Source organism: Cytobacillus spartinae (assembly GCF_042865285.1).
In the GTDB taxonomy this organism is placed as follows: domain Bacteria; phylum Bacillota; class Bacilli; order Bacillales; family Cytobacillaceae; genus Robertmurraya_A; species Robertmurraya_A spartinae.
Window position 1 is genome coordinate 64504 of record NZ_JBIACK010000006.1, and the last position, 12231, is coordinate 76734.

15 protein-coding genes and 1 other annotated feature are annotated in these 12231 nt (G+C 37.4%); of the genes, 4 read left to right on the forward strand and 11 right to left on the reverse strand.

Annotated features, from left to right (window positions below):
• Positions 1 to 195: 195 nt before the first annotated feature.
• From ACFYKX_RS13530 to ACFYKX_RS13565, 8 genes are all read right to left on the reverse strand, one after another.
• Positions 196 to 1176 (reverse strand): quinone oxidoreductase family protein, encoded by a 981-nt coding sequence (locus ACFYKX_RS13530; RefSeq protein WP_389361590.1) that lies wholly within the window; start codon positions 1174 to 1176, stop codon positions 196 to 198.
• A 10-nt stretch (positions 1177 to 1186) separates the two neighbouring features.
• A complete protein-coding gene (locus tag ACFYKX_RS13535) occupies positions 1187 to 1669 on the reverse strand; it encodes a DUF523 domain-containing protein (RefSeq protein WP_389361591.1) in 483 nt (160 codons plus the stop codon).
• A 14-nt stretch (positions 1670 to 1683) separates the two neighbouring features.
• Positions 1684 to 2673, reverse strand: coding sequence for a Gfo/Idh/MocA family protein (locus tag ACFYKX_RS13540; RefSeq protein WP_389361592.1), 990 nt, complete (start codon positions 2671 to 2673; stop codon positions 1684 to 1686).
• A 13-nt stretch (positions 2674 to 2686) separates the two neighbouring features.
• Entirely contained in the window at positions 2687 to 3193 is a 507-nt protein-coding gene (locus tag ACFYKX_RS13545; protein WP_389361593.1) for a GNAT family N-acetyltransferase, read from the reverse strand.
• A gap of 16 nt (positions 3194 to 3209) precedes the next feature.
• Positions 3210 to 3974 carry a CPBP family glutamic-type intramembrane protease gene (locus ACFYKX_RS13550; RefSeq protein WP_389361594.1) on the reverse strand — a complete coding sequence of 255 codons (765 nt, stop codon included), beginning with the start codon at positions 3972 to 3974 and terminating at the stop codon, positions 3210 to 3212.
• Positions 3975 to 4198: 224 nt separating this feature from the next.
• Positions 4199 to 5431, reverse strand: a complete 1233-nt coding sequence (locus tag ACFYKX_RS13555; RefSeq protein ID WP_389361595.1) for an MFS transporter — start codon at positions 5429 to 5431, stop codon at positions 4199 to 4201.
• 66 nt (positions 5432 to 5497) lie between these two features.
• Positions 5498 to 5745 (reverse strand) — a binding site (T-box leader).
• A 363-nt stretch (positions 5746 to 6108) separates the two neighbouring features.
• Positions 6109 to 6657, reverse strand: a complete 549-nt coding sequence (locus ACFYKX_RS13560) for an undecaprenyl-diphosphatase (RefSeq protein WP_389361749.1) — start codon at positions 6655 to 6657, stop codon at positions 6109 to 6111.
• A gap of 114 nt (positions 6658 to 6771) precedes the next feature.
• Positions 6772 to 7029 carry a hypothetical protein gene (locus tag ACFYKX_RS13565; RefSeq protein ID WP_389361596.1) on the reverse strand — a complete coding sequence of 86 codons (258 nt, stop codon included), beginning with the start codon at positions 7027 to 7029 and terminating at the stop codon, positions 6772 to 6774.
• A gap of 318 nt (positions 7030 to 7347) precedes the next feature.
• Between ACFYKX_RS13565 and ACFYKX_RS13570 the strand changes: the two genes are divergently transcribed.
• Both ACFYKX_RS13570 and ACFYKX_RS13575 read left to right on the forward strand, forming a co-directional pair.
• Positions 7348 to 7833 (forward strand): hypothetical protein, encoded by a 486-nt coding sequence (locus ACFYKX_RS13570; protein WP_389361597.1) that lies wholly within the window; start codon positions 7348 to 7350, stop codon positions 7831 to 7833.
• A gap of 5 nt (positions 7834 to 7838) precedes the next feature.
• Positions 7839 to 8870, forward strand: a complete 1032-nt coding sequence (locus tag ACFYKX_RS13575; RefSeq protein WP_389361598.1) for an alpha/beta fold hydrolase — start codon at positions 7839 to 7841, stop codon at positions 8868 to 8870.
• Between the two features lie 37 nt (positions 8871 to 8907).
• Here ACFYKX_RS13575 and ACFYKX_RS13580 read toward each other — a convergent pair whose 3' ends face one another.
• Positions 8908 to 9051: a hypothetical protein gene (locus ACFYKX_RS13580; protein ID WP_389361599.1), complete on the reverse strand. Its 144-nt coding sequence runs from the start codon at positions 9049 to 9051 to the stop codon at positions 8908 to 8910.
• Between the two features lie 270 nt (positions 9052 to 9321).
• Here ACFYKX_RS13580 and ACFYKX_RS13585 point away from each other — a divergent pair, with 270 nt between their 5' ends.
• Complete coding sequence (locus ACFYKX_RS13585) at positions 9322 to 9561, forward strand: hypothetical protein (RefSeq protein WP_389361600.1); 240 nt, start codon at positions 9322 to 9324, stop codon at positions 9559 to 9561.
• A 45-nt stretch (positions 9562 to 9606) separates the two neighbouring features.
• On the opposite strand, the gene hmpA is transcribed toward ACFYKX_RS13585, so the two are convergent.
• The gene (gene hmpA, locus ACFYKX_RS13590) at positions 9607 to 10842 is read right to left on the reverse strand and encodes an NO-inducible flavohemoprotein (RefSeq protein WP_389361601.1); all 1236 of its coding nucleotides are present in this window, start codon (positions 10840 to 10842) and stop codon (positions 9607 to 9609) included.
• A 195-nt stretch (positions 10843 to 11037) separates the two neighbouring features.
• On the opposite strand from hmpA, the gene ACFYKX_RS13595 reads away from it, so the two are divergent.
• Positions 11038 to 11460 (forward strand): Rrf2 family transcriptional regulator, encoded by a 423-nt coding sequence (locus ACFYKX_RS13595; protein ID WP_389361602.1) that lies wholly within the window; start codon positions 11038 to 11040, stop codon positions 11458 to 11460.
• Positions 11461 to 11559: 99 nt separating this feature from the next.
• Here ACFYKX_RS13595 and ACFYKX_RS13600 read toward each other — a convergent pair whose 3' ends face one another.
• Complete coding sequence (locus ACFYKX_RS13600) at positions 11560 to 12051, reverse strand: fasciclin domain-containing protein (RefSeq protein WP_389361603.1); 492 nt, start codon at positions 12049 to 12051, stop codon at positions 11560 to 11562.
• Between the last annotated feature and the right edge of the window lie 180 nt (positions 12052 to 12231).

Here is a 12231-nt window from a genome sequence, read left to right on the forward strand (position 1 = left end):
TTTTGTAAAATATAGCATCGAGTGACAGCGGTTTCTAATGTTTTGCATTTTCTAGTGTGTCCCCATTCAACCAGTCTTGTAGAAAAATAAGGACCATACAGGTAGTCACCTTCCATAAGAAAGCCATTTCTAACTTCAACAAAAACAAAAAAGCTGTTAAACATAATGTCTAACAGCCGCATATTCTAAACCTCTTTAATCTGAAACATGTAATAGTATTTTCCCCGTGCTCATCCTGCTTTCAATTAGTTCGTGGGCTATTGGGGCATCCTCTAATGAAAAATGATGGCCAATATTCATGTTCAAATCCCCGTTTTCTAGGTATTGAAAGACTTTACTTGCTGTGTCTCCTAATAGTTCTGGTCGATGCTTTCTCGTTGTTCCTAAGCTAAAGCCTAGTACGGAGCGACAGCTTGTGTGAATATCTGCTGTACGAAAGCTTCCTACTTGTCCACTGGAATTTCCAAATTGGACAAGACGTCCATATAGAGCGAGACAATTCAGGCTTTCTTCCGTCACCTTACCAGCAATGGAATCGAGAACAATGTCGACGCCTTTCCCATTCGTAAGCTCGTTTACTTGATTCGGAAATCCTTCATTTTCATAACAAATAACTTGATCGGCTCCCGCTTGTTTTGCAGCGGCCACTTTCGCTTCACTTCCAACTGTACCTACAACCATTCCAGCTCCTAAGAGTTTGGCCATTTGAATGGCGGTCGTCCCCACTCCACCAGCTGCTGAGTGGACAAGTACCGATTCGCCCTCCCTAATTCTAGCTATATCAGCAAGTAATTTATAAGAAAGAAAAGAAACGGTTGGACAAGCAGCAGCCACATCAAAGTCTATGCTATCAGGTATTTCAAACGTAAGGTTTTCATCTGATACCACATACTCCGCGTAAGAGCCTTTTGGAGGAAATGCAATCACTCTTTGTCCAGCTTTAAACCGTTTTACTACAGACCCCACATCAACAATGATGCCAGCCGCGTCTAACCCCGGAATAAAAGGAAAGTTCCCACCACCTTTTTTCCCATAACGTGCTTTTACATCAGCAAAGTTAACACTTGCCTTAACCACCTTGATAAGTAGTTGATTAGGCTTGATGGAAGGTATATCCATGTCTACATATTTCAACACTTCTGGTTTTCCAAATGCTGTAACAACAATGGCTTTCATAACATCCTCCTCAACTTCTTAGTGTATCTTCTATTAAGCTACCTAACTCGGATAACTGATTTTCTGAAATTACTTTAAAGCCTTCTCTTCTTAGTAAGGCTGCTGTTACACCTTCACCGGCTACTTTTCTATTGGAAAATTCACCATTGTAAATCATTTGGCTTCCACAAGATGGACTGTTTTCTTTTAAAACAACACACGATGCTTGTAGTTTCCGTGCCATTTCTAGCGTTTTTTTAGCACCTTTCATGAACATCTCCGTTACATCCGCTCCTGATCTTTCAACCACTCTTGCATGACCATTTAGAACGTCCTCTCCCGTTCCACCAACGATTTCCGCAGGTTCACGAGGAGTCGTGAATCCCCCTAACAATTCGGGACATAACATGATCGCTTTCTTTTGATTTACTAGGTCTTGAATTTTTTCCTCAAGACTAGCTGTTCCGTTATATCGGCACGGTTCTCCTGCTAAACAAGAACTAACGATGATCATGGCCTATTCTCCTTTTAGATATTGTGATATGGCTCTAAACTAACAAGCTTGTTTTCACCTTGACGTAAAATATCTAGGACAACTTGGGCTTCATATCCAACCTTAAAATCATAGATTTCAGCAGGTTCGCCTTTGATTGCGTTGATAATATGAGTCAGGATCCAAGGAGATGGCTCTCCAAGCTCTACTTCTTTTAATTCTGAACCAACTTTAGCAGCCTTTACGCCTTTAAAGTCAAACATCACTGTTCCTTCTGAACCATACGCAGTTAATGAAACGTCTTCCTCAAAAGAAACATCCGTTGATCCTTCTACGACAATCGTGATTCCACTCTTAAGTATCATGGTAGCAATGACACCATCTTCAGATTGGCCAGGGCTTGGATAATGAACTTCACTTTGAATATGAGTAATTTTTCCGAACACTCGTTGAATGGCTTGAATGAAGTGAATTCCTTGTTCCAGTAAAAAGCCTCCATCACGGCTGGCAATCCATTCATTTTGCTGCCACTCAGGAGGCCAGCTAGGATAGTGCATCTTTAAAAAAATCTTATCTATTTCACCAGCGTAGCCCTCTTCTATCATTTGATGAAAGGTGTTTAATCCAGGGAGGTAGTTCTGTCCAAAGTGAAGAGCATGGATGACTTTTGCTTCATTCGCCAACTCGAGCATATTCCTCGCTTCAGAGATTGAATTGGCAAGAGGCTTTTCACAGAAAACATGAATGCCTTTTTGGATAACATCTCTTGTGATTTGTTCATGTGTAGCAGGTGGGGTAGCGATATATACAACATCTAAGTCAATGGTTTCTAGCATCTCTTGATACGATTGAAACCAATGAGGTACTTCAAATTGTCCCGCTATGTCTTTAGCCACATTTTCGTTTATATCGCATACAGCAACAACCTCTAGCTCTTCTTTTGGATGAAAAAAGGAGATAGGATTTAATATCTTTGCGCCAAAAGCCCCTAATCCAATAATCCCCATTTTAATTGATGATTTCATATAAATCTCTCCCTTAGCACTCTGTTGTTATTGAATAAATAAGAGTTTCTCTACCATTACGGTCTGTAGTTTTTTCGTACTGCATTCCCATACGCTCAGCTACTCTAATCGATGGAGTGTTAGGCTTGTAAATCATTGAAATCAACCTAGTAAAATGCAGTTTTTCAAACCCATGTGATTTTGAACCAATCGCTACTTCAGTGGCATATCCTTTTCCCCAATGCTCACGAACAAACAAATAGCCAATTTCCATTTCCTTAATACCTTCTACTAATTGGGGTACAATTCCACATTGGCCTACAAAGATTCCACTGTCCTTGAGCTCACATATCCATAAACCACAACCATGCTCTTTGTAATTGTTTAAATTCCACTGAATCCATTGATCAGCCTTTTCTTCACTGTATGTGGATGGGTAGTACTCCATCGCGATCGGGTCAGCGAAAATTCTCATAAGATTCTCTTTATCGTCTACATTCATTTGACGCAGTTTTAACCTGTCTGTTTCAAAAACATTCAATGTTCAAACCTCTCCTTTAAAAAATACCTGGTATGATAAAAGCAAAAAGCAGACCGTTTCCAATACCATGTATAACCGCTGCCATCCATGTACTTTTATACCGTTGTGCCATAAATGGAATGAGGAAGCAGGTCGGGATAAGAACGATATAGTTCCATTTTAAAAAGGCATGAAAGAATAGAAGCCATAAGGCTCCGTGGATCACCCAAGCCCATTTTCCAAAGGCCAGTTCTTGGCGTGGTAGTATTAGTCCTCTCCACCAAAATTCTTCACCGAAAATATTGCAGGACAGACAAACTAGCCATAGCAAAAGAATCCACCAGTTTCCTTCCAAAGGAGTACCCATAAACTCGGTAAACGGTAGGACAAGTGCTTTATTCGGATCTATGAACTCTGGTAGTATTTCTGGTGGTGCAAATAAAGGAATTGAAGCTAGCGTTTTACCATTTGACTTTAAGACTTCCTCAAAGACGGTTATCAAAATAAAAGTTCCTATAGAGATGAGCCACATCTTTCGATTAAGAGCTTGAAGACGAAATCTCTTAACCAAATCTTTGAGGGTTAATGGATTTCCTTCAACCTTATAAGCTATCAGAGATGCAAAGAATAATAACCCTAATAACCCGTATAGAGCTAATGGAAAACTAATAATCAGTGGGACACCGATAGAATCAAGATAGGGTACCCCGTAATAAATATTGAAATATAGAATGACACTAGGTATGGCAAAATAAAGCAATGATTCTCCTAGGTACATGGGTTTTAATGCTTTTTCACTCATTTATGCTTTCCCCTTTTAAAAATACATCTTGAGCAACAGCAGCTCTATAGAAAAACGGCAGAAATTCCATTTTTCTGTAGATTCCTAATTCCTCTCCATATTCTTACATTTGACTATTAAACTATAAAACTAAAATATTCCAATTTATAGTCTATTTTTTACTTTTTTGCGGTGTTATAATATAGAAAAGTAGAGAACATTCTTATTGCCCCTCGCCTTTCCCTTCATTGTTTGATGCCCACAGACAACTTAACCTTTACCGACTTAAACATATACATATTTAGAATAACTGCTACAGTTAACATAACTATCGATCCTGTAATGACAATAAAGCGAATAGAAATGAGTTGAGCGACAAGTCCAAAGCTTAACGTTGCCATCATGATTAGTAGAGCTTCAAATACTCCATATATACTTCCGATTCTCCCCATCACATCCGTAGGGACATTCGTTTGATAAAAGGTCATAAATCCTGTATTAGCAAAAGCGATAAAGGAAGCTAAAATAAAGAATCCTAAGGCGGCTATAAAAAAGGATTCTGAAAAGGCATATACCAAGTACCCAACCGACACAACTACAGAGCCCAATCCTATTAAAGTAGGTGTCGAGAGTTTGTTGACTATGAACGTATTAATTGACGCACCTACCAGGATTCCTGCTCCCGCTATACTCACCAAAAATCCATACTCACTATCAGACAAATGAAGCACCTCTTTGCTAAAAGAAGCTTCCAAAGAATCAAGGGCTGTGGCCATCACAACCATGACAAAGCTGAATAGGAAATAGATCACCACAGTACGGACATTATTCTTACTAAAATGGTACACCGTCTTCCAGTCTTTCTTTAGTAGCTCCACCGACAATTTGCTGTCACTACTTTTTACAATGGTGTGTTTTTCAATGTTTGGCATCAACAATGTAATTAATCCCGATATAAATAGAGCAATTGCATTCAATTGAATCGCAACAACCGGAGTGCTCACGATAAAAAGAATTCCCGCTATAGCAGGACCGATTAAAAATGCCCCAGAGTTAATTAAGCTATACAAGGCGTTGTAACTTTTCCTTTGCTCAGTTGGAATTAATTTTGCAATGTACGTCATCGATGTTGGTTTAAAAATGGAGTTTCCCATGTTAATGATAAAAACTAGCACGAACATAAATGGGAGTGAATTTAAGTATGGTAAAACAAAGATGAGTAGCGCCCGGAATATATCCAAATACACCATTAAATTTCGCTTATTAACTCGATCAATTACACTACCAGCCCATACATTTGTAGTAAGCGTCGCTAGTGGACCGAGGATATAAAGAGCTGCAACCGCTAGTGGGGACCCTGTCATATTTAAAACAAGTAGATTTAGTGAGATTAGGTAAATCCACGCTCCTATAGTTGAAACGCCAATCCCAAATAATAAAATAGTGGGATACTTCCACCGATTAAGATTTATATTCATTGGTTGATCTCCTTTCAATTAACTATTTCTCAAAAATAAAAAAATCTCGCCTCCAAGACTTATCGTCTTGGGGACGAGATTGTATATATCGCGGTACCACCCCAGTTTGTTAATATGTCACCATATTAACCTCTTCGGGTACATAACCTCTATACCCTAGCTCTATAACAGGAGCTCCTGTCATACTATCCCCTTTTCAGGTTCCAATATGATGCTCAGAGACTTGCTTCAATAAGTAGTTATAACTCCTTTTCAGCTACCGGAGCTCTCTGCCTACAACTGTCCTTATCTACTCTTCTCTTCATTGCGTTTTAAGTAATATGAAAATATTTCCTTTTATAATAAATAATCAGCTTCGAAAAGTAAACATATTTTTACATTGAGAAACTTCTACAACAGCCATTACGGTTTTAAATGTTGGGTTTTTGGATCTTTGGCGAATATATGTGAAGATATGTCCAATATATCTGAGTTGACGGCGAATATATTGCAACAAATGTCCAATATCCTCTCTTGTTTGGCGAATAAATTGGGTGAATATCACGTTCCTATACGTTCCATTGCGATTTTAACCCTTATCCTAAAAGAATCTTCTCAATTTCTGTTCTATTTTGTTCAAGTCGAGTTTAAAGCAAGAAAACCCCCTTATTTTACATAAGAGGGTTATGCTAAAGATTTTATATAGATTTATGATGTTGCAGCACTGAACTTTCACTTTTAATAACGCCAATCTTTTTAGCAATTCCATATACAGTGATGGCTGATAAAATCCCCAAGAGCGCACCTACAATCACATCTGCTGGATAATGCACTCCAATCCAAACACGTGAAAAAGCTACGAGACACGCCGACAGTACCCATAACCATCCCAGCCTTTTACCAAATAGATAGAATGATACTGTTATAGAAAAAAGGATGATTGTATGATCACTTGGGAATGAATTTCCTACACTTTTCTCTATAAGTTTGTTCACATCTGCTAATTCAGCAAATGGTGGAAGGTTGGAATAGAATAATCCCATCGTTTTAGCTACTATTTCTGCTATGATCAGTGAAATTACTCCACATAGAACCATCATCTTATTCTGATTATGTGAGAATAGATAAATAATTACCCCCAATGCCAAGACGTAAATCATATATTCGCCAATGGCTATAAAGATCGGGTTCAAATATGTATACTCTTTTCCTAAATCGTTGATTGCTCTGAAGAGACTTATATTCATTTCCTTCACGAACTATCCCTCCTAGTTAAAAATAAAACATCTTTTATGCTAATGTGGGGGCATAAAAGATGCATATTTATTAACAAATATAACATTTTTAACTGTCTTACGTAACTATCTTCTAAATGAAAGGTAAGATAAAGGAAGGTTGTTATGGTCATGAACCCTTTTAAACATACGAAAGTGAAAAAGAAAATGGTGAAGCAACATTGCTTGGCCTTCTTTAAAATCATAGGATTCGAGAAATAATTCTAACGTCTCTTCATCACACTCTTTTAATGCTCCATTTACCCATAATTTATACCCAAGTTCCTCTCCTAATTTGCCTAAACCACAGGCATCAAAGGCTGATAAAATTTGCTCCTTCGTCATCTTAAAACTCCTTTTAAGCAATTTGTATATAAGACTCCATTGTATTCACTGCCGCTCGCTTTGATAAGGCGCTTATCTTAAGTTTGTACAAATTAGTCATTCGTCAATCTTTTAGTACTACAGTTTTTTTTGAAAAGGGCAGAGGCTAGCAACCATTTCTTGCACTTTTCCCGTTGTGCTTGTCTATGATATAGAGAAGTCTCTTTTCACGAGAGATTTATTTTGATGGCCAGAAATGATAGAAAGATGATTAGACCAATAACACGGACAGGCTTATTGCCGGTTTTTTAGTGAATTATTACGAAAGGAGAAAATCATATGAGTGAAAAACAACTACAGGACCTTTTTGATTTTTTAAAGAAGTTTGGTCTAAAAGTAGAATTTGATGCAAATACATGTATTCAGAATGGATTGAATAAAGAAGACATTTTGAAGGTACTAAGCAAAAATGCAAAGCTTACAGCCAAAGTAATTGAAGGTCTAAAGGAGCTAGTTGAAAATATTTCTATCCCCCTAAACTTCCCTACGAAAGATGATGTAGCAAATGTCGCAAAGCTAACTCTTCAAAATGAAGAAAAAATTGATGCTTTAGAGGATCAAATACAGACTCTTAACGAGTATGTAAGGAACATGAACGTGAACGTGGATTCGAATACAAATCAAAGTACAACGACGACAAATTCAAACCATGATAATCAGGAAAAAAAGATGACCAAGCAGCACCGCAAACAATTACTCCTGCAGCAGATCATATCGCAATCTCCTCTCACCGCAAATCTTACAACTAAGCAAAAAAAGGAGTGATGGCAATGGATTGGGAGAGAGAGAAGCTCAGATGGAAGGGATTCTCTAGTATCTGGAGTAAGGATGAACCTGACTATGCTTTAACCCCTCGGTCTGCTATTTGGAAAAAGAACAAAACGACATTGTGGCATTACCCTGCAGTGAATAAAAAATACGAAACGCCCCTTTACTTAATTTACTCACTAATTAACCAACCTTTCATACTCGACTTATATCCAGGAAATAGTTTAATAGAGGCTTTGGTAAATGAAGGCTTTGATGTTTATTTAATTGATTTTGGCATACCAGGCTACGAGGATAAAGATTTAACTTTGGATAACTATTTAGTGGACTACATTCAAAAAGGAGCGCAAAAAACGTTAGCTCATTCCCAAGCAGATGAACTGACTGTTATGGGGTTTTGTCTAGGTGGAACATTAGCTGCTATTTACACAAGTATGGCAACTGAACCTATTAAAAATCTTATTCTTAATGTAGCACCAATCGATTTCGGACACTCGGGCAGCTTTGATCAATGGGGGCATGCATTAAGAAATGACGAGGAAGTTAGTTTTGATGAAATAATAGACTCTGTGGGACTTATTCCTGCTAGATTCATTGAGGGTGGTGTTAGGCTCATTACGTCCCCTATCTACTTTAGTCCTTACTTATCCCTATTAAACAGGGCATACGATTCAGGATATGTAGAGAGATGGAGGCTTTTTAACAAGTGGACGAAGGGACATATCCCACTCCCTGGAGGGGTACTAAAGCAGCTAATCCACGAGTTCGGAAAAAAGAATAGTCTAGTAAATGGGACACTTACGATTAGAAATCAGCCAATTGATCTGGCGAATATTCATTCCAATCTATTAGTAGTAGGTTCCACATTTGATAGATTGGTTCCTATCGAACAAACCGAGAAAATCATGGAACTCGTTTCAAGTACGGATAAGAAGTTCCACGTCAATAAAGGTGGACATACAGGTCTCTCTAAAAATGGTGAATTACCAGCTTACATGAAAGAATGGCTACCTGAACGATCTAAACCTTTGTAAAAAGCAAAGCTCATCTATAATAGGTGAGCTTACACTTTTATAATGGGAAAAGGTCTTCTACCTCAGTGTGATGAATTAGTACATTTACAAAAGTGGCATTTTTCTTCCGAATCTCCCAATATCCAGAGTCGTATTTAAAAATAACCAAATAAAGCTCACCATTATACATTACCTCTTCCAAAAGAACTCCTCCTCTTAAAACAGGCTTTTTCTACTATTATAATGAACGATTAAAAATAGTTAACTTTCCATATACAGTGCTTTACTCGAATATTCACCAGAAAAATTAACTTAAACCATTTGAATTTAATAAAAAATATAATTATAGGAATTTTTATAAAAATAATGATTTTCACTTTCGTTATTTCATGCTCTACTCGCAATCAGAGCTAATATTTTGATTTATCTAACATATAATCTCATAAAGAACATAATGAAGGGGGAATTTTTAATGAAATCAAACGAACTTCGTTTGCGAAAGATTCAAAGAATGGCCCACGAAATTATGGATGAGGTAAATTTACGAAACGAAGAAAGACCTTCAGACTTATTAAACTCTGTCATAGATAACCTGTCACGTGCTGTTGGGGATTTAACAGACCCATCCGGAAACTATTCAATCGAATACTTAGAGGAAAAAGTGGGCAATGCACATACGCAGATGTTTGGGAATCGAGTAAAAACGTACTAATGGTAAAAGCCATTCAAGAACAGCTTGAATGGCTTTAATAATGACTTAGTTTAACTGATCTGCCGGTCCAAAGAATTCAAAATGAATGTTTTCAGAAGGAACTCCCCACTCCTTTAGAGCAGAGTTTAGAGTCTTCATAAACGGAACTGGACCACAGAAGTAGAAGCTCGCATTGTTTTCTTTTACAATAGATTGGATCCATGCCAAGTCAACATACCCTTCCTTGTCAAAACGTTTCGCATTCCGATCCTCTTCAGTTGGCTTTTCATAACAAACATAATAATCAACATGGTCATTCTGGCTAGCAATCTCTTGAACGTGTTCATGCATGGCATGAGTATTACCATTAATCGCTGCATGAATGAAGGTTACTTTACGTTCAGGTTGTGTTTCGTTAATCGTGTTCAGCATACTAATCATTGGCGTTAGCCCTACCCCACCACTAATAAGTACAACTGGACTTGTTTCGTTCATATTTAATACGAAGTCTCCTGCTGGTGCTGTAACTTCTAAAATATCCCCTTCGTTAACATCGTCATGCAGGAAATTAGAAACTTTTCCTTCAGGTTTGTCAGCCAAAGCAGTCTCTTTTTTCACACTGATACGATAATAATCTTTCCCCGGCTGATCCGATAAACTGTATTGTCTGATATGGGTATACTCTTCACCTTCCATGTTGATTCGAACGCTTATATATTGTCCCGGAAGGAAGTTTGAAATCTCCTCCCCATCGACTGGTACTAGATAAAAGGAAGTAATAACGTCACTTTCTTTTACTTTGCGATCAACTGAGAACTTTCTAAATCCATCCCAGCCTCCCTTTTTAGCGGCCGCTTCTTCATACATTTCTTTTTCCACTTGAATAAACACATCTGCAATGACACCGTATGCCTTGCCCCATGCATCAATGATTTCGTCTGTAGCAGCATCCCCAAGTACATCTTTTATGGCTAAAAGTAAGTGCTTCCCAACAATCGGGTATTGCTCTGCTTTAATTTGTAAGCTTCTATGCTTATGTGCAATTTGTTTTACAACTGGAATAATCGCTCCAAGATTATCGATATACTTAGCTGCCGCATAAACCGTATTAGCAAGCGCCTTAGGCTGTCTTCCTTGCTTTTGATTAGCATGGTTGAAAACATTTAATAATTCAGGATGATTTCCTAACATCATTTCATAAAAACGTTTTGTAATAGCCTCCCCATGCTGCTCCAATACTGGCACGGTAGATTTAATGATCTCAATGGTCTTTGTATCAAGTTGAGTTGTAGAAGTTGTCATACATCATGTCCCCTTTGTAATATATTCACGGTAATAAAGGTATATTTTAAATACATGTTTATTGTAAAAGTTAAATACACTTAAAAGCAATATTTAAAATACATCTTTAACAGAATGTTCACATTTACTATATTTTTTTCTGGATATGGTATATTTGAATCATTAACTATGGATTTTGAATTGGGTGATGTTAAAATGCAACTTACTACTTATACGGATTATGCATTACGACTACTGATTTTCTTAGGTTCACAGCCTAAAAATAAACTTTCAAATATAAAAGAAATCTCAGATTTCTACAACATTTCTAACAATCATTTAAGCAAAGTCGTCTATGAGCTTGGAAAGCACGGTATTATTGAAACTGTTCGAGGGAGAAATGGTGGGATTCGGCTTTCTAAAGAGCCTTCCCAGATTAACCTGGGGAGCACGGTCCGCTTGACAGAAGATCCCATTCGCCTTGTCGAGTGCTTTGACGAGGAAAAAAACACTTGTAAAATTAGTCCTGCTTGTCGACTAAAAGGGATTTTAAACGAGGCACTTCATTCTTACCTAAAGGTGTTAGATTCTTATACGTTGGAGGATTTGATTTTGGATCCGGATCAGTTTATTCAATAACAAACAAAATGCTGGATTTGTACAGCTTTTTTTAGACAAATTAAAAAGACTGAATCACTTGGTTTAGAATTCAGTCTTTTATCTGTGTTTTGCTAATGATTATGGTACTAATACTTTGTCAATAACATGAATAACCCCATTGGAAGCTTCGATATCAGCTTTAACTATATTTGCTTTATTCACTTGAACAGGGTCCGTTGTTATGGTAACTTCTTTGTTTGCAAGCGTCTTTACTTTCATGCCGTCTTTTAAGTCACCAGACATTACTTTTCCAGATACCACGTGATACAGCAGAATATTCTTTAGATCTTCCCTTGCCAATAATTCTTCCGCAGTAATATCTAATTCTTTTAGCAGATTGGCAAAAGCCTCATCTGTCGGAGCGAAAACAGTGAAAGGACCTTCTCCTTTTAACGTCTCAATCAAACCAGCTTTCTCTAATGCCGCAGCCAACGTTTTAAAGTTTCCTGCCTCTACCGCCGTATCCACAATATCTTTTTTCGTTTCTGGTTGCTCTTCAGCAAAAGCTCCTGAAGTGAATGACATGATCGTCATCAACATCATCAGAACCAACATCAATCTTTTCTTCATCATTAAACCTCCTTGATTATGTATTTGTACAATCAATAGAGCGCATTGAGAAGTACATCTCAATTTATGCTCCCGAATGTAGTATTCATATTTGGGGAGATTTTATCCTTAAATTTTTTTAAAAATAATTTATCAATCGTTTCGTTTATACTATTAACTACTTTTACCTCTATTTTTACA

What these genes read in the sequence shown, in the direction of transcription:
- ACFYKX_RS13575 (WP_389361598.1), top strand. Translation starts at nt 7,839, where the DNA reads ATGGATTGGGAGAGAGAGAAGCTCAGATGGAAGGGATTCTCTAGTATC.
- hmpA (WP_389361601.1), bottom strand. Translation starts at nt 10,842, where the DNA reads ATGACAACTTCTACAACTCAACTTGATACAAAGACCATTGAGATCATT.
- ACFYKX_RS13530 (WP_389361590.1), bottom strand. Translation starts at nt 1,176, where the DNA reads ATGAAAGCCATTGTTGTTACAGCATTTGGAAAACCAGAAGTGTTGAAA.
- ACFYKX_RS13560 (WP_389361749.1), bottom strand. Translation starts at nt 6,657, where the DNA reads ATGAATATAAGTCTCTTCAGAGCAATCAACGATTTAGGAAAAGAGTAT.
- ACFYKX_RS13540 (WP_389361592.1), bottom strand. Translation starts at nt 2,673, where the DNA reads ATGAAATCATCAATTAAAATGGGGATTATTGGATTAGGGGCTTTTGGC.
- ACFYKX_RS13600 (WP_389361603.1), bottom strand. Translation starts at nt 12,051, where the DNA reads ATGAAGAAAAGATTGATGTTGGTTCTGATGATGTTGATGACGATCATG.
- ACFYKX_RS13585 (WP_389361600.1), top strand. Translation starts at nt 9,322, where the DNA reads ATGAAATCAAACGAACTTCGTTTGCGAAAGATTCAAAGAATGGCCCAC.
- ACFYKX_RS13565 (WP_389361596.1), bottom strand. Translation starts at nt 7,029, where the DNA reads ATGACGAAGGAGCAAATTTTATCAGCCTTTGATGCCTGTGGTTTAGGC.
- ACFYKX_RS13570 (WP_389361597.1), top strand. Translation starts at nt 7,348, where the DNA reads ATGAGTGAAAAACAACTACAGGACCTTTTTGATTTTTTAAAGAAGTTT.
- ACFYKX_RS13550 (WP_389361594.1), bottom strand. Translation starts at nt 3,974, where the DNA reads ATGAGTGAAAAAGCATTAAAACCCATGTACCTAGGAGAATCATTGCTT.
- ACFYKX_RS13595 (WP_389361602.1), top strand. Translation starts at nt 11,038, where the DNA reads ATGCAACTTACTACTTATACGGATTATGCATTACGACTACTGATTTTC.
- ACFYKX_RS13555 (WP_389361595.1), bottom strand. Translation starts at nt 5,431, where the DNA reads ATGAATATAAATCTTAATCGGTGGAAGTATCCCACTATTTTATTATTT.
- ACFYKX_RS13535 (WP_389361591.1), bottom strand. Translation starts at nt 1,669, where the DNA reads ATGATCATCGTTAGTTCTTGTTTAGCAGGAGAACCGTGCCGATATAAC.